General features: G+C 58.7%; 9 protein-coding genes. 4 read left to right on the top strand and 5 right to left on the bottom strand.

The genetic code is table 11. The annotated features are described in order from the left end of the window. The first annotated feature begins 101 nt into the window (after positions 1 to 101). Complete coding sequence (locus BSF40_RS22035) at positions 102 to 1682, top strand: aldehyde dehydrogenase (NADP(+)) (protein WP_095966734.1); 1581 nt, start codon at positions 102 to 104, stop codon at positions 1680 to 1682. Positions 1683 to 1930: 248 nt separating this feature from the next. On the opposite strand, the gene BSF40_RS22030 is transcribed toward BSF40_RS22035, so the two are convergent. Beyond that, positions 1931 to 2938 (bottom strand): Ldh family oxidoreductase, encoded by a 1008-nt coding sequence (locus BSF40_RS22030; protein WP_095966733.1) that lies wholly within the window; start codon positions 2936 to 2938, stop codon positions 1931 to 1933. Positions 2939 to 3388: 450 nt separating this feature from the next. Between BSF40_RS22030 and mexE the strand changes: the two genes are divergently transcribed. From mexE to BSF40_RS22015, 3 genes are read left to right on the top strand one after another with little or no spacing between them, the layout of a single operon-like run. Further along, a complete protein-coding gene (mexE, locus tag BSF40_RS22025) occupies positions 3389 to 4642 on the top strand; it encodes a multidrug efflux RND transporter periplasmic adaptor subunit MexE (protein WP_095966732.1) in 1254 nt (417 codons plus the stop codon). Between the two features lie 12 nt (positions 4643 to 4654). Further along, positions 4655 to 7834 carry an efflux RND transporter permease subunit gene (locus BSF40_RS22020; protein WP_095966731.1) on the top strand — a complete coding sequence of 1060 codons (3180 nt, stop codon included), beginning with the start codon at positions 4655 to 4657 and terminating at the stop codon, positions 7832 to 7834. After that, on the top strand, positions 7834 to 9255 hold the full coding sequence (locus tag BSF40_RS22015; protein ID WP_095966730.1) for an efflux transporter outer membrane subunit: 1422 nt from the start codon (positions 7834 to 7836) through the stop codon (positions 9253 to 9255). Before BSF40_RS22020 ends, BSF40_RS22015 begins: the two co-directional genes overlap by 1 nt. 219 nt (positions 9256 to 9474) lie before the next feature. On the opposite strand, the gene BSF40_RS22010 is transcribed toward BSF40_RS22015, so the two are convergent. The 4 genes from BSF40_RS22010 to BSF40_RS21995 all read right to left on the bottom strand — a co-directional run bounded on the left by BSF40_RS22010 (position 9475) and on the right by BSF40_RS21995 (position 16980). Further along, on the bottom strand, positions 9475 to 10440 hold the full coding sequence (locus BSF40_RS22010; protein ID WP_095966729.1) for an HlyD family secretion protein: 966 nt from the start codon (positions 10438 to 10440) through the stop codon (positions 9475 to 9477). Between the two features lie 4 nt (positions 10441 to 10444). Beyond that, positions 10445 to 10645, bottom strand: coding sequence for a DUF1656 domain-containing protein (locus BSF40_RS22005; protein ID WP_095966728.1), 201 nt, complete (start codon positions 10643 to 10645; stop codon positions 10445 to 10447). Further along, on the bottom strand, positions 10635 to 12770 hold the full coding sequence (locus BSF40_RS22000; protein WP_095966727.1) for an FUSC family protein: 2136 nt from the start codon (positions 12768 to 12770) through the stop codon (positions 10635 to 10637). The genes BSF40_RS22005 and BSF40_RS22000 overlap by 11 nt, the downstream gene beginning before the upstream one ends. Before the next feature lie 85 nt (positions 12771 to 12855). Continuing rightward, positions 12856 to 16980 (bottom strand): hypothetical protein, encoded by a 4125-nt coding sequence (locus tag BSF40_RS21995; RefSeq protein ID WP_141249777.1) that lies wholly within the window; start codon positions 16978 to 16980, stop codon positions 12856 to 12858. Positions 16981 to 17332: the final 352 nt, after the last annotated feature.

Genomic DNA, 17332 nt, shown 5'->3' with positions numbered 1-17332 from the left:
AAGCGTTGTCCTTGCGTTATTCGTCGGAACGCCGCCCGGAGCAAGCCCGCTCCCACAGAGGTTTTGTGTTGCTACCCCATTTTTCGACAGGAGCTTTTTTGATGCCTGAGATCCTTGGCCACAACTATATCGGCGGAGCGCGCAGCGCCGTCGGCGACATCATCCTGAGCAGCCATGACGCCAGCACCGGCGAAGCACTGCCCTACTCTTTCGTGCAAGCCACCGCGCAAGAAGTCGACGCCGCCGTCCAGGCCGCTGCGGCCGCCTATCCAGTCTTTCGTAATTTGCCGGCGACGCGCCGGGCGCAATTCCTTGAAGCCATCGCCGCGCAACTGGATGCCCTGGATGACGAGTTCGTTGCCCTGGTGACCCGTGAGACCGCCCTGCCCAGCGCCCGGATTCAGGGCGAGCGCGGCCGCACCAGCGGCCAGATGCGTCTGTTCGCTCAGGTCCTGCGTCGGGGCGATTTCTACAGCGCGCGCATCGACCGCGCCCTGCCGGAGCGTCAGCCGCTGCCACGGGTTGACCTGCGCCAGTACCGGATCGGCGTCGGCCCGGTGGCAGTGTTCGGCGCCAGCAATTTTCCGTTGGCCTTTTCGACTGCCGGCGGCGATACCGCAGCGGCCCTGGCCGCCGGTTGCCCGGTGGTGTTCAAGGCCCACAGCGGGCACATGGCAACCGCCGAATGCGTGGCCAATGCGATCCTGCGCGCCGCCGAGCAGACCGACATGCCCAAGGGTGTGTTCAACATGATCTACGGCGCTGGTGTCGGTGAAGCGCTGGTCAAGCACCCGGCGATTCAGGCCGTCGGCTTCACCGGCTCGCTCAAAGGTGGCCGTGCCCTTTGCGACATGGCCGCTGCACGGCAACAACCCATCCCGGTGTTCGCCGAGATGAGCAGCATCAATCCAGTGTTGGTATTGCCCGAAGCCTTGCGCGCGCGGGGCGAGAAAATCGCCGGTGAGCTGGTGGCATCGGTGGTCCAGGGTTGCGGGCAGTTCTGCACCAATCCGGGGTTGGTCATTGGTATTCGCACCCCTGAATGGACGGCGTTCACTGCGCGACTCAGCAACCTGATGGCCGAACAACCGGCGCAAACCATGCTCAATGCTGGCACCCTCGGCAGCTATGAAAAAGGGGTGCGGGCCTTGCTCGAGCATCCGGGCGTGACGCATCTGGCGGGCCACGACCAGCAGGGACATCAGGCATGGCCGCAACTGTTCAAGGCCGACGTCAGCCTGCTGCTCAATGGGGATCCGCTGCTACAGGAAGAAGTGTTCGGGCCGACCACCCTTGTCGTTGAAGTGGCGGACAAGGTTGAGCTGCGGCAGGCATTGAACAGCTTGCACGGGCAACTGACCGCGACGTTGATTGGCGAAGCATCGGATCTTCAGACCCATGGGGACCTGCTGATACTGCTGGAGCAAAAAGTCGGCCGGGTACTGTTCAACGGTTACCCCACCGGGGTCGAAGTCTGCGATGCCATGGTCCATGGCGGGCCTTACCCTGCAACCTCCGACGCCCGTGGCACATCGGTTGGCAGCCTGGCCATCGAGCGATTCCTGCGTCCGGTGTGCTACCAGAACTGCCCGGACGCCTTGCTACCCGACGCCTTGAAAAACGCCAACCCGCTGGGGATTGCACGGCTGGTGGATGGCAGCAGCCAACGCGAGCCAATCTAGAAACCACACAAATGACTGTAGGAGCTGCCGCAGGCTGCGATCTGTTGATCTTGAAAATCAACAGCAAAAGATCGCAGCCTTCGGCAGCTCCTACGCAAAATATGTGATCACCACCCATCAAATGTGGGAGCGGCGGTGCGGCGATCCGACTTGCTCGCGAAGGGGTCATCGGGTCCAACATCTTGGTTGATTGACACACCGCCTTCGCGAGCAAGCCCGCTCCCACAGGATTGAGCACTTTGATTCAATCAGGCGAGCAAGGCCATTAGGTCGTTGTACAGCGCCTCGGGAATTTGCACGCCTTCCACCAGGCTGCGTGCCCTCGCCGCGTATCGTCGTTGCGACGGCAAGCGTGCGCCCTGCCCTTCAATGCCCTGGAACAACGTTTCGGCCCGGGCCAAATGCTCTTCAGTGGCGTCCCCCAGAAAGCGCCGAGGGTCCAGGGCGATGATCAACTCGCCATGGTACGGCGACGACTTGCTGCCGCCGTCGTAAGCCAACGACTCGGCACTGGTCAGGTCACCGATCAGCGGCCCGGCAATCAACTCCACCATCGCCGCCAGCGCCGAACCCTTGTGCCCGCCAAACGTCAGCATCGCGCCGCTATCAAGCACCACGTTGGCGTCGGTGCTCGGCTGGCCTTGGGCGTCCACGCCCCAACCTTCGGGAATCGCCTTGCCGGCACGCCGGTGCAGTTCGATATCACCCCGGGCAATCGCGCTGGTGGCGAAGTCGAACACAAACGGATCTTGCCCCGCACGCGGCCAACCGAAGGCAATGGGATTGGTGCCGAACACCGGCAGTCGTCCTCCAGCCGGCGCCACCCAGGCGTGGCTCGGATTACACGCCAGTGCCACCAGACCCGCAGCAGTCAGCTGCTCGATCTCCACCCACAACGCCGAGAAATGGACACAGCGGTTGATTGCCAGCGCCGCAATGCCGTTGGCCCGGGATTTCTGCGCCAGCAACGGCAACCCCGCCTGAAACGCCAACTGCGAAAACCCACCGCCGGCATCCACCCGCACAATCGATGGCGCCTGGTCGATCACCTGTGGCTCGGCATCGGCTGACACCTTGCCGGCCCGCAGGGAATTCACACACCCCAGAATCCGGTACAAACCGTGGGAGGCACAGCCATCACGTTCGCCAACAACCACCGTCGCCGCCACCGCTTGTGCATGGGCCAGATTAAAACCGTTGTGCAACAAGATCGATTCAGCCAACTCACGAGCTTCGATCAGGGTCAGTCGGATCATGGTCATCTCCTTGGACAGACCGGTCAGAGTGGTCTATCCGAGGCGTCATGGCTTGATGGGTTTGGGCCGTGGCGGTGACGAAATTGGCACAGTGCAGGCCGTTGGACCCTGTTAAATCAATGGCTGATGACGGGTCCCTGATCCTGATTGTGTAGAAGGCTGCTGGCCTCTTCGCGAGCAAGCCCGCTCCCACAGGGTTCACACTGTACCTTGTGGGAGCGGGCTTGCTCGCGAAGGGCGCGACTCGGTCCCAAGCCTGATCTTTGCAGACGAGGCAACACACAATTGTCATCAATCCAATTGATCGCCGATTAATCAAAGGTGCAATCTAGAGGGCTGGCTCGGGTCTTATATCATTCCGAATGATAGTTACCTTCGCCCCATTCGATTCGTGAGATACAAACCCGCCGCGCATCATTCGCCAATCTCAATACATTGGCGGATGCATCCATGGAACAGTCATTCAAACATTTGCGCTTCCCGTTGGCTTTGTTGGCCGTCGTGGTGATCAGCGCTTGCGGCAAGGCCCCGGAAACCGCCGCCACGATGCCAGCAGCCAAGGTCAGCGTGGCCAAGGTGCTGGAACAACCGGTCAACGAGTGGGACGAATTCACCGGGCGCCTGGAAGCGCCGGAAACGGTCGAGATTCGTCCACGGGTCTCCGGCCAGATCGATGAAGTGGCCTTCACTGAAGGTGCCCTGGTCAAGAAAGGCGACCTGCTGTTCCAGATCGACCCGCGTCCGTTCCAGGCTGAGGTCCGCCGCCTCGAAGCCCTGGTTGCACAATCGCGCGCCAATGCCACCCGTAGCGAAAACGAAGCCCAGCGCGGTGAACGCCTGCGCACCAGCAACGCCATTTCCGCCGAGCTGGCCGACTCGCGCACCAGCGCTGCCCAGGAAGCCCGCGCCGCTGTCGGTGCCCTGCAAGCGCAGCTTGACCTGGCCAAACTGAACCTGAGCTTCACCCGCGTCACCGCACCGATCAGCGGCCGTGTCAGCCGTGCGGAAATCACCGCCGGCAACCTGGTGACGGCCGACACCACGCCGTTGACCAGCGTGGTCTCCACCGACAAGGTCTATGCCTACTTCGACGCGGACGAGCGTGTGTTCCTCAAGTACACCGAGCTCGCTCGCCAGGGCAAACGCGGCGCCACCACCCCGGTGTATATGGGCCTGTCCAATGAAGACGGCAACCCGCACCAGGGCGTGATGAACTTCGTCGACAACCAGGTCAACCCCAAGACCGGCACCATCCGTGGCCGCGCCGTGTTCGACAACAGCGATGGCAGCTACACCCCGGGCCTGTATGCACGCCTGAAACTGGTGGGCAGCGGCACCTACAGCGCCATGCTGATCAACGATGAAGCGGTGGGTACCGACCTGGGCAAGAAGTTCGTGATCGTGATGGACGGCGACAACAAGACCGCCTACCGCGCGGTGGAACTGGGGCCGAAGATCGAAGGTTTGCGCATCGTGCGCAGCGGCCTGAACAAGGACGACACCATCATCGTCAAGGGCCTGCAACGGGTACGTCCCGGCTCACCGGTCACCCCTGAAGTGATTCCGATGGCCAGCGAACAAACCCTCGCGGCACTCGCACAACAACGCCAAGCGCTGGAAGCCAGCAACCTGCCCCAAGTCGCGCCCGCCAGGGTCGCGCCGGGCACGGCTGTGAAACTGGCTGCCACGACCCCACGCGGTTAAGGGATTTTTACGATGAATTTTTCCCAATTCTTCATTTCGCGGCCGATCTTCGCAGCGGTGCTGTCGCTGCTGATTCTGATCGCCGGTGCGATCTCGCTGTTCCAGTTGCCGATCAGCGAATACCCGGAAGTGGTGCCGCCGACCGTGGTGGTGCGCGCCAACTTCCCGGGTGCCAACCCGAAAGTCATCGGTGAAACCGTGGCCGCTCCCCTGGAACAGGCCATCACCGGCGTGGAGAACATGCTGTACATGTCCTCGCAGTCGACCGCCGACGGCAAGATCACCCTGACCATCACCTTTGCCCTGGGTACCGACCTGGACAACGCGCAGGTGCAGGTGCAGAACCGCGTGACCCGGACCGAGCCGAAACTTCCCGAGGAAGTGACGCGCATCGGTATCACCGTGGACAAGGCATCGCCGGACCTGACGATGGTGGTGCACCTGACCTCGCCGGACAAACGCTACGACATGCTGTACCTGTCCAACTACGCGATCCTCAACATCAAGGATGAGCTGGCGCGACTGGGCGGTGTCGGTGACGTGCAACTGTTCGGCATGGGCGACTACTCGCTGCGGGTCTGGCTCGACCCGAACAAGACCGCTTCGCGCAACCTGACCGCCACTGACGTTGTCACCGCCATTCGTGAACAGAACCGCCAGGTGGCCGCCGGTGCCTTGGGTGCACCCCCTGCCCCGAATGCCCAAAGCTTCCAGCTGTCGGTCAACACGCAGGGCCGCCTGGTCAGTGAGGAAGAGTTCGAGAACATCATCATTCGCTCTGGCGACAATGGTGAAATCACTCGCCTCAAGGACATCGCTCGCGTCGAGCTGGGTTCCAGCCAGTACGCCCTGCGTTCGCTGCTGAACAATCAGCCGGCGGTGGCGATCCCGATCTTCCAGCGCCCGGGCTCCAACGCCATCGAGATCTCCAACGAAGTCCGGGCAAAAATGGCCGAGCTGAAGAAGAGCTTCCCCGAAGGCATGGACTTCAGCATCGTCTATGACCCGACGATCTTCGTGCGCGGCTCCATCGAGGCGGTGGTGCACACCCTCTTCGAAGCACTGATCCTCGTGGTACTGGTGGTGATCCTGTTCCTGCAGACCTGGCGCGCCTCGATCATTCCGTTGGTGGCCGTGCCGGTTTCGCTGATCGGTACCTTTGCCGTGATGCACCTGTTCGGTTTCTCGCTCAACGCCCTGTCACTGTTCGGCCTGGTACTGGCCATCGGTATCGTGGTGGACGACGCCATCGTGGTGGTGGAGAACGTCGAGCGGAACATCGAGCTCGGATTGACCCCGATTGAAGCCACCAAGCGCGCCATGCGTGAAGTGACCGGTCCCATCATTGCCACGGCGCTGGTGCTGTGTGCGGTGTTCGTTCCTGCTGCGTTCATCTCTGGGCTGACCGGGCAGTTCTACAAGCAGTTCGCCCTGACCATTGCGATTTCCACGGTGATCTCGGCCTTCAACTCCCTGACCCTGTCGCCGGCGCTGGCTGCTGTGTTGCTCAAGGGCCATGACGCACCGAAAGACCGTTTTTCCAGGGTGCTGGACAAGATGTTTGGCGGCTGGCTGTTCCGTCCGTTCAACCGTTTCTTTGAGAAGGCCAGCCATGGTTACGTCGGCACCGTTGCCCGTGTGATCCGCTCAAGCGGCATCGCCCTGCTGCTGTACGCCGGCCTGATGGTCCTGACCTTCTTCGGTTTCTCCAGCACCCCGACCGGTTTCGTACCCGGCCAGGACAAGCAATACCTGGTGGCCTTCGCGCAACTGCCGGACGCATCGAGCCTGGACCGCACCGAAGACGTGATCAAGCGCATGTCCGACCTGGCCCTGAAACAGCCTGGCGTGGAAAGCGCGGTGGCCTTCCCTGGCCTGTCGATCAACGGTTTCACCAACAGCCCGAACGCCGGCATCGTGTTCGTGACCCTCAAACCGTTCGACGAGCGTAAAGACCCTAGCATGTCCGCCGGTGCGATTGCCGGTGCCTTGAACGGCCAGTACGCGAACATCCAGGAAGCCTACATGGCGATCTTCCCGCCGCCGCCGGTGCAAGGCCTGGGCACCATTGGTGGTTTCCGCCTGCAGATCGAAGACCGGGGCAACCTGGGTTACGACGAGCTGTACAAGGAAACCATGAACATCATCGCCAAGAGCCACAATGTGCCGGAACTGGCCGGCCTGTTCACCAGCTACACGGTGAACGTGCCGCAGGTCGATGCCGCCATCGACCGGGAAAAAGCCAAGACCCACGGCGTGGCCGTCAGCGACATCTTCGACACCCTGCAGATCTACCTGGGTTCGCTGTATGCCAACGACTTCAACCGTTTCGGGCGCACCTATCAGGTCAACGTTCAGGCCGAACAGCAGTTCCGCCTCGAATCCGACCAGATCGGCCAATTGAAAGTGCGTAACAACAAAGGCGAGATGATCCCGCTGGCGACCTTCATCAAGGTCAGCGACACCTCGGGCCCTGACCGCGTGATGCACTACAACGGCTTCATCACCGCTGAAATCAACGGTGCGGCAGCCCCCGGCTACAGCTCCGGCCAGGCCGAAAAAGCCATCGAGAAACTGCTCAAGGAAGAACTTCCGAACGGCATGACCTACGAATGGACCGACCTGACCTACCAGCAGATCCTGTCCGGCAACACCGCGTTGTTCGTGTTCCCGCTCTGCGTCCTGCTGGCGTTCCTGGTATTGGCGGCGCAGTACGAAAGCTGGAGTCTGCCACTGGCGGTGATCCTGATCGTACCGATGACCTTGCTGTCGGCCATCACCGGTGTGATCGCCTCCGGCGGAGACAACAACATCTTCACCCAGATCGGCCTGATCGTACTGGTGGGCCTGGCGTGCAAGAACGCGATCCTGATCGTCGAGTTCGCCAAGGACAAGCAGCTGGAGGGCCTCAACCCGCTGGCCGCGGTACTGGAAGCTTGCCGTCTGCGTCTGCGGCCGATCCTGATGACCTCCTTCGCGTTCATCATGGGGGTTGTGCCGTTGGTGTTCTCCAGCGGTGCCGGTGCCGAAATGCGTCACGCCATGGGTGTGGCGGTGTTCTCCGGGATGCTCGGGGTGACCTTCTTCGGTCTGTTGTTGACGCCAGTGTTCTACGTATTGATTCGTAACTTTGTCGAGCGTGGCCAGGCGCGCAAAGCCGCCAAGGTCGCCCTGAAGCTGGAGTCGCACTGATGAGTTTGAAAGCCTTCCTGCCGAGCCTGCTGGTCCTGGCCTTGAGTGCCTGTGCCGTGGGTCCGGATTACCAGACGCCCAACACCGAGGCGGCCAACATCACGGCCGCCACCGACGGCGCCGCCGGCCAGAAGAACTTTGACCGCTCGCGTTTCGAAGGCATCTGGTGGCAGCAGTTCGAAGACCCGACCCTCAACCAGTTGGTGACGCAATCGCTCAAGGGCAACCGTGATTTGCGCGTCGCTTTTGCCCGCTGGAAAGCCGCACGGGCGATCCGCGATGACATCAGCAACGACAACTTGCCGGTCGTCACCAGCCGTGTCAGCAGTGACCTGGGCAAGGGCCAGATTCCTGGCCAGACCACCGACCGGGTCAACAGCGAACGCTACGACCTGGGCCTGGACATGGCCTGGGAGATCGACCTGTTTGGCCGTATCCAGCGCAACCTGGAATCAGCGAATGCCGAGCAACAGTCGCTTGAAGCCGATCTGTACCAGCTGCAGGTGAGCATGATTGCCGAACTGGTGGATGCCTACGGTCAACTGCGCGGCGCGCAACTGCGGGAAAAGATCGCCCTGGCCAACCTGGAGAACCAGCAGGAGTCGCGCAAGATCACCATCAACCTGCGTGATGCCGGTGTCGGCGATCAACTCGATGTGGAACGTGCCGATGCGCGACTGGCGTCGGTCGAAGCCAGCGTGCCGCAATTGCAGGCCGAACAGGTTCGGGAGAGGAACCGTATCGCCACGCTGCTGGGGGAGCGTCCGGACAAGCTGACCGTGGACCTGAGCCCGAAAGACTTGCCGGCGATTGCCAAAGCCTTGCCGATCGGTGATCCGGGTGAACTGCTGCAACGCCGGCCGGACATTCGCAGTGCCGAGCGCCAATTGGCGTCGGCCACGGCGCGGATCGGCGTGGCCAAGGCCGACCTGTTCCCGCAAGTCAGCCTCAGCGGCTTCCTTGGCTTCACCGCCGGGCGTGGATCGCAAATCGGCTCCTCGGCGGCCAACGCCTGGGCGCTGGGCCCGAGCATCACCTGGGCGGCGTTCGACCTGGGCAGCGTGCGCGCCCGTTTGCGCGCCGCCGACGCCGATGCCGAAGGCGCACTGGCGACTTACGAACAGCAAGTGTTGCTGGCCCTGGAAGAGTCGGAAAACGCTTTCAGCGACTACGGCAAGCGCCAGCAGCGCCTGATCTCGCTGATTCGCCAGAGCGAGTCCAGCCGTTCCGCAGCCGATCTCGCCGAGATTCGCTACCGCGAAGGCACCGCCGATTTCCTCGTGCTGCTCGACGCCCAGCGTGAACGCCTGGCGGCTGAAGACACCCAGGCCCAGGCCGAAGTCGATTTGTATCGCGGCATCGTCGCCATCTACAAGGCCCTCGGGGGCGGCTGGCAGCCCGAGACGGTCGCCAGCAATTAGCCCGATGGTTTAAGGCGCTCCTTTGGTTGGCCGCAACCAACCAATTCCTTTGCCCTGCGTCTCATTCGGTCGCGGGGCTTTTTTTGCCTTTTAAAAGGCAATGAATTTTCTTGTAGGAGCGAGCTTGCTCGCGATGGACTCAAGAGCGCGGCGTTTAGTCGGTAAGCACGCGGTATCGTTAACGACCATCGCGAGCAAGCTCGCTCCTACAGAGGGCGGTTATTGTTGGTCTTTGGGTTTTTGGTTTTCCTGGACGGTCACGGTGGCCGTGGTCCCCGCCCTGAGTTTGTCTTTACCGGCATAGTCGGCATCGATCTCGATCCGCACCGGCACCCGCTGCGCCAGTTTGATCCAGGTGTAACTGGGGTTGATGTTGGCCAACAGACGACCGCCCGGCAGGTTTTCCCGGTCGGCAATGGCAAAGGCAATGCTCTGCACTTTGCCGCCGAAGGTTTCGCCACTCATCAACTCGATCCTGACCCGGTCGCCCTCGCCGATCCGCGGCAACTTGGTTTCTTCAAAGTAACCGCTGACATAGAACGAATCGCTGTCCACCAGCGCCAGCAGTGGCCCCCCGGCCGAGGCGTAGTCGCCCTCCCGGGTCAGCAGGTTGGTGACATAGCCCGTCACCGGGGAGACGACATGGGTGCGCTGCAAATCGAGCTCCGATTGGGTCAAGGCCGCGATGGCCAGTTGCACGTTGGCCTGGGCCAACACCAGGTTGGCCTGATTTCGCAGCAGATCCGCCTGGGCCACCGACACATCGGTGTTGGCTTTTTCCCACTCTTCGCCGGAAATCGCCGAACGGTCCTTGAGCGTGCGCCGCCGTTGCTCCTCGCTTTGACGTTGCTTGAGCAATGCCTCGCTGGCGGTAATGGACGCCTGGGCCTGCCCGAGCGAGGCTTTCGACACCTCGACGGCACGCTTGGCATGCTCCACCGCCAGCGTGTAACGCGCCGGATCGATCTCCAGCAGCGCCTGACCCTTGTTCACATGTTGGTTGTCCTGCACGGCCAGGCTGACGATTCGCCCCGAGACATCGGCGGACAAGGTCACCACATCGGCACGCACCCGGGCATCCCGGGTCCAGGGGGCACGGGTGTAATGCTCCCAGGCGAACCAGCCCAGGACCAAGGCCAGCAGTACCACCGCCAGCGTCGTGAGTCGGGGAAGGATGTTCTTCAAGGCATCAGACTCCCATCACCAGTATCAAGGTGGCGCAGACGCAGACGTACAACGCGCCTTCGAACAAGGCCTCATGCCAGACGAACTGCAGCACACCGAAGCGCCGCAGCACCCAGTCCAGCAGCAGGAAAATCGGCAAACCCAGCAGCAACGCCTGGGCAATCGGGGGCAAATAGGCGCCACCCACTTCCAGATCAATGGGCAAGGACAGGGTCTCCTTCAATGCCGGAGGGTTGAAAGTAGCCGCGATAACGCTCGACGAACGACACCACGATCAACAGCGCCACGCGCATACGGAACACTGACCACAAGCGCTCATGGACATCGGTATGCAGGGCATCCAGTTCGTCGCCCAGGGCGTGCAGGCTATCGAGCACCTGTGCCACTTCGACCCCGGGCCGGCCGGCGACCAGCCTGCCCGTTTCCCGGACGGTGGAAAACAGGCGACTTTGCAGATCCGGACTCAACAGTGCGTTGTTCTGCCCCTGCTGTCTGAGCTGATTCAAGGCAATCCCCAGCGCCATGCAGGCCAGGCTGACTTGAAACCGCTCATGGGATTGTGGCTCCTGCGTTGCCGGCAGCAGCCCCAGCATCATGGTCAGGCGATCAACCATGCGGCTCTCGAAAGCAAATTGCTGTTCATCGGTCGGCGCGGTTTTCAGCAAGGCGTACACCTGCTCGCCGTTCTCTTTATAGAGCCGCCCCATGCGCAAATCCGGCCTGAACGGAAAGATCAGCGCATAGACGCTCAACGCCAGCACGGTCGCGCAGGTATAGGCCCCGGCAAATTCGAACCACTGGATGGCGGTGTTTTGACCGATCCCTACGTTCAACGGACCGAGCAGCAGAAACGTCGTGAGTCCCAGACCAATGCCAGTGCCTGTCGTGGCCGGACTGGCCAGCCCCACCGCAACGGCATAGAGCAAGGGCGCCAACAGCAAGGCAAGCATCTCGAAATTGCTGATCATCGGCACGAACATGAACTGCAGGAGCGCCGAGGCCAGCAGTGCCAGCCCAAATCCCCTCGCGTAGCTTTGCACGGCCAGCAGCGGCCTCGGAAAGGTCGACATCAGCGAGCAAAGGATGCCCACCAGCACCATCCCGCCCCGCGCACCGTCCCAGCCGGTTTCGATCCAGATCAAGCCGCAAATCAACAGCGCGGAAAAAGCCCGGATGGCATTCATGGTCGCCAGGGTGAAGTCCAGATGCAGCGGATTTTCCCGCCCGCGAAACACGCTGCTGGCCGGTCGCCCGCTCTGGATGGCGTCACTCAATTCCAGAATCTGCTCCAGCTGCTGCAGCAGGCGAGCCTGCTCCCAGCGCAGTGACCAGGCCAGCGAGCGCAAGGTGGCCGGCAACGGCTCGGTCAATTGTTCGGCTCTGTAGGCCAGCTCATCAAAGCGTTGTTGCAACGACGTGAAATGATGGCGCTTGTCACTGGACAGCGAACGCCCCTCCCGCGCCAGCTCATCGAGAAACGCCAGTTCTTCGGCCCGCAAACGTTGAATTTCCTCGGGCAACTCGCCCTCCCAACGCTCGGTCAACAGCAGCCGCTGGTGGCGCAGGGCTGTCAACCGCGCGGTCAACAACACCAATTGGTTGCCCAGTAGTTGCACCAGGCCGTTGGCACTGCGCAACCGCGGCGCATCGAAGTACATGTGCCGGCGCACGCCCTCCAGACCGCTGATCTGGCCCAATAACTGCATTTGTCGCTGCTGGAAATCGGCTTCGCTCTCTTCGGTGCGGATGACGGCACTGGCATGGGTGGCCAGCAACCGGGTGATCTGGTCGATCCTGGCGAAGTAGTCACGGGCGACGGTTTCAGGCCTGGCGGTCAGCAGGCTGACCAGACACACGCAGGCCACCGCCAGCAAGGTCTCGGTGACGCGGGTCACCGCCAGCAGAAACATGCCGTCCTGATCCGGCACCGCCAGCAAGGCCACCACCACGGCGGTGTAGCCGCTGAGGACAAATGCCTGGGAACTGGTATAGCGCAACAAGGTGCCACCGGCGGTGCACAACGCCAGCCACAATGCCAGGGTGGTGATGAACGGCAGCGGAGCCTGGGGAAAGATCGCCATGATCAACACCGCCACGGCTGCCCCCAACGTGGTGCCGATCACCTGGCCAAAACTGCGGGCCAGCACCATGCCGCCCAGTGGCTGGCTGATGATGACCACGGCCATGATCGACCACTTGGGTTGGTCCAGATCGAACAAAAACGCCAGGTACAGGGTCAACAAACCGGCCGCGATGGTTCGCAAGGCAAACAGCAACACCCCGGGGCCGGGGTTGAGCATCGCTTTGAAGTATTGCAGCAGCGCTTGCATGGGAAAGCCTGTCGGACTGTCTCCAGCAAGCGTAGTCATTTGTGCGGCGCCTCGACAGGAATCCCTGCCGAGGCGATATTCAGGTTTATTGGTTGGCTCGCTCGCCGCTCAGAGGGAAAGTAATGCCTGTACTATTAGTTGCTGCTTTCTGCATCGGAAGTTTAACATTTGAACCATGTTTAGGAGTGCTTAGTGCAACACTTCTGCCGATGGCTGTTGGGTTGGGGTAGAAGATCTTGTTAGCGTCATAAGCGCCTAGTATTTTTTCCGGCGGAATGTCATTTGGGTAGTTGATTTCGTAGGCCTTTTTCCTAAGTTTTGAACCAGGATTAGTTGCCAGCTCTTTATTATAATACATATGAAAACCTTCTATATCTCGACCATCAACGACATACGTATATCCTCCTCTTTTGCCCCCATAATAAGCCGCCCCCAGTCTACCACCACTGTAATAAGCAGAGGTTGATATTCCCTTCCCGTCCAGACCAAGTGCGTTTGCATCTCCGCCAAAACCACCCTGCATTCCATTAATCTGCTTTATATCCGTATATTCCTTGCGCAACTTGAAGCCCTCCTCAAAAATTTCGCTTGGCGGACGCATATCCCCTCGCATGACGACCCCCCTATACACATAACCCTTTGATGGCCCACCAAAATACGTCACCCCTGTTCTATCCATTAATTTTTGCGCAACCTTCGGTCCACGATTCAATCGCATAAACTTGTTTGCAGTTCGATGATTTATAAACTTCCAGTCAACCTTTGAAAGTATCTCCAAGATATCCTTCTCCACAGGAGCGACCCATCTAGGTATTTTTTTTACTGCTTCCAGAATGGGATTTTTTGGCTTTTTTTCCGATAAATATTTAGCTACATCATCTGACACACGCCCTGACGAAGCCATCCGCTCGATTACTTCATTGCCAATTTTTTTGTATGAAGACTTGGGAATAGCTTTACCAGCCACTTTCCCTATAAATGGCCCGACAAGTTCGAAAATGGCTCCACGTAACGCATTGGCCTTGTGTTGCGCTGCCAGGCCCGGATCGTCCTCCAGTTCACCTCGTACATAAGTTGCCCCTACCGAGCCAAAGCCTAACAACATCGACATTCCCGCTGCTAGAGCACCAGGGCCAGGAATAAATGCGGTGCACATCGACAGCATGGCAAGTGCATCGGACACCAATGCCAAAATGGCATCTGTCATGCGCTCGGCGAAGGTTGAGGTCAACGTGTCTATGGCAGCCTTGACCTGATCACCTTGTCTTTTGTAAAGCTCCTCATAAATCGCTTCGACATCACTGTCTGGCCATCCAAACAGAATAGGTTCATAGGATAACTTTCCATCTATCTTTTTTGCGAAAAATGAAGGAAGGTTAAATATGTTAAAAAAATCCAATGGTTCCAGTTCTAATTTTTCAGGATCGATAAAACCCAGGCTGTACTTGAAGTCATATTCGCCCCGCCCCAAAAGTTCATTCAGAGCAATTCGCATGGACAAATTACCTCGCAGCTCTGGAAACTGCTCGATTGACTTCGTTCTTTGTCTCAATTCGGGAGGGTGCTCGATCACCGTGCTGTTCCCACCCAAAAAAACGAACAACCCCCCTGAATTACTCCAGTCTTGCAAATAAACGGCGTTACTCACTTTGTGAGGAGTACTGAGACCACCATCACGAATCGAGATCGTTTGCGCCTTGATCTTGCCATCAAGAAACTTCTTTGCAATATTCTTGTTTTGCGCCGTGCCCTTACCTTCCTGCAGGAATACTTTCAGGGCGCGTTCCAGTTCTTTTTGCTTGCCAACCCTCCAAAAATCAAAAACATCTGGCTGTGAAAGTATTCCCTGCGCGTGCTCGTTATACAATTCCAGAAGATCCATCTCATCAACTTGCGCAATAAACTGCGACGTGTAACGATCAGGCCACGATATGGTAATTGATTTGCCGTTCGCTTCTTTTTTATGTTGCCCCGCAAATAATTGTGCCAGATTATATCTTTTCCTAATATGCTCTCCAGGCGTGTGCTTCTCTGGCAACCCTCGAAACCAAACTGTGAATTTGGTTTTATAATTCAGCGTTGACTTTATGTCCTTCGGCAGATTCGAACCAGCAATGGTTTCCTCGATGACTGTCCGTATAAAAACTGAAGGATCGGAAACCTTTTGCAGGCCTTCAAGCGTATTGATGAATCTGTCAGCTGCCTGACCAATCGTCATACCAGGAGCTATTTCCTCGTCCGGGCGACCTGTTGCGCGAGCGTTTAATGAGTGTTGTCCCGCCTCGACTAGCCAACGAGCAGAAGCATGTGCGGATACGCCTTTTTCATTGGTTTGCATGTTACCGCCCAGGCTTCGTTTCCTGCGTACGACACCATGGATGTCATCAGTTTCCAACTGAGCTGAAGCATGCTCCGTGGTTGAACCTCCTCCTGAATATTCCTCGAACTCCTCGAATTCTTCGTGAGCATCGGCAGCCGCCAACTGGATAATTTCTTCGAGATAATCCTGGTAAGTTACATCGGCACTACCCTGGACGGTCTGCTTTAAAAGCGCCTCGATATCTTCTATCAGTTGTGGATCGTCGCCCGGATCAAGATAGTCGGATTCGCTGATACGCTGTAGAACCCTGTCTGCAAAGTCTGGCTGTTCATCAAGGAGCTCAGTGATGCCCTCTATTGTATTTTCATGAACAACGAATGCTTCATCAGGTTCAAAGTCCGGTTTTGAGTTCGATTGTCTTGCTTCGGCAGTTTCGTCATTGGCAGGCAGATGCCAACTGATGTAAAGGTTGCTGATCGCCACGTAGGCAGCAAAGACTCCCACGGCACCACGCGAATTGCGCTCTATCAAGTCTCCCGTTCGGCTCAGGACCGCGACGCCCGTGCTGAGCAAACGCCCACTCATTGCACTCAGCCAATTACCCAGTTGATTTCCCAATGCGTCCATGTCGGGCATACCGGACCAGAATGAATCGGATGGCAGAGCTTCGGTTGTCGGGCTGTAGACTTTTTCATTCAGCAGAACTTTAACCTCTGCCAGCTCTGCGGCATAAGCGCTGTTCCAGGGCGTAATGCTGTTGATGGCCCGGGTTAAAACGCCGTCCAACTGCGCAGCAAACTGTTCGAACGAATGGGAGGCGGCATCGGGTTGATGTCCCGACAAATCAACCGAGGATGCCGGCAGATCTTCGGTTGCCCCCCTGCTCGTCTGGTCGTCTTGTGTCGAAGCCGGTCGACCGATTGCAATATGCCTGCTGTCCAATCTCAACGCCCCGAACGAATCCAGCACATTGCAGGCCCACAAAAGCCTGGCAGCAAAGCCCTCGGGAATGCTCGAGCCTTTTGTGCTGACGTTCAAGTAAAAGTCGGCGTTGCGCTCGAATGCCTGCAAGGTCGATAGCAGAGGCGTGGATTTGTCGGTGGTTGGCTTTGCATCTTGCGCGGGTTCCGATGAGTTTATCGGCGTTGAAAATGAATTCGGTGGCTCGAGCGGGCTTTCCAGCCAGCGGGGGTCGATCAGCCACTCCTGCCAAGTCTGTTTATACTCTTCAGCGGGTTTAAGCTGATTGCAGATCGCCTCGACCTCTATCGCAAAGCGGTTCGGCCAGCGCACTCGCTCGCTTTGTAGCGGCCTGCGCAGTTCATCAAGGAACTTGACCAACTGCTGATGCGCGTCCTTGGGAGAAGGCCGAACAACGCACGCGTCTTCAAGCATCATCAGGGCGCTTTCACCTGAACGACGAATATAGGTCCGGGCTTGCTGTGTAATTTGCTTGAGAGCCGTCCACTGAGAGTCTGTAAGCAACTCGTTGTTTGCGATTCGTTCATTCACCAGCGCTGTTGAACGATCCAGCTGAGACTGGATAAAGCCAATCACCCGCTCGGTGTTTTGTCCACTCGTAAACCCAATGTTTTCACCCAGCTCCGACTGCCATTGGCCGGGCGGCAAATGACAAACCACATCAACTATTGTTTTCAAACGATCGTCGGTCGTCGACCCCAATGGTCGGATCGAACGTAACATTGCGGCTGCAAATAGATCGGCAATGGCTTTGCCAGTGTTCGTTTGCAAAATACCGCTTCTCAGAACAGCTAGTACTTCTTGCTCGGTAAGAGACGCCGTCTGCAATTGCGCCTTGAGTTCTGACCACTGCTGTTCGAGATCATCCTGACTGGTGAAGCGATCTTCGAAGGCGTTGCGTGCGAGCATTGGGGGTGGAATATCGGCATTAGTGCCCGTGGACCTTGCAGGTGCACGACCGGACCTGTGCAGAACCAGGGGCGTGTTCTCGGTATGCCGGACCTCGTCGAAAACCAACGTTCTATTCATTTGATCGCAGGATAAAGAGGTTGTGGATGGCGCATGTCTGATGCTTGTGACGCTAGGAGGGAGAGGCACTCGGGATTTTCCGTTTCAGTTGACTCAGTTCTCGCGAGGCTACGCACTGTCACGGTAAACGACTTGTAAAAAACGCTACTGAACCGCCCACCAGGAACATGGTGACGGCATCTCAGAGCCACACAGGTTTGACTCCCTTCCCAGACTGATCGAAGCTGGCACT

This window comes from Pseudomonas sp. ACN5 (assembly GCF_002303975.1).
GTDB lineage: Bacteria > Pseudomonadota > Gammaproteobacteria > Pseudomonadales > Pseudomonadaceae > Aquipseudomonas > Aquipseudomonas laurylsulfatiphila.
The sequence above is the reverse complement of the archived record's forward strand: the minus strand, read 5'-3'. Positions and strand labels throughout refer to the sequence as shown.

Bases quoted from the DNA above. Each gene is read 5' to 3' on its own strand.
- BSF40_RS22020 (WP_095966731.1), top strand. From the start codon at position 4,655: ATGAATTTTTCCCAATTCTTCATTTCGCGGCCGATCTTCGCAGCGGTG.
- mexE (WP_095966732.1), top strand. From the start codon at position 3,389: ATGGAACAGTCATTCAAACATTTGCGCTTCCCGTTGGCTTTGTTGGCC.
- BSF40_RS22030 (WP_095966733.1), bottom strand. From the start codon at position 2,938: ATGATCCGACTGACCCTGATCGAAGCTCGTGAGTTGGCTGAATCGATC.
- BSF40_RS21995 (WP_141249777.1), bottom strand. From the start codon at position 16,980: ATGCTCGCACGCAACGCCTTCGAAGATCGCTTCACCAGTCAGGATGAT.
- BSF40_RS22015 (WP_095966730.1), top strand. From the start codon at position 7,834: ATGAGTTTGAAAGCCTTCCTGCCGAGCCTGCTGGTCCTGGCCTTGAGT.
- BSF40_RS22000 (WP_095966727.1), bottom strand. From the start codon at position 12,770: ATGCAAGCGCTGCTGCAATACTTCAAAGCGATGCTCAACCCCGGCCCC.
- BSF40_RS22035 (WP_095966734.1), top strand. From the start codon at position 102: ATGCCTGAGATCCTTGGCCACAACTATATCGGCGGAGCGCGCAGCGCC.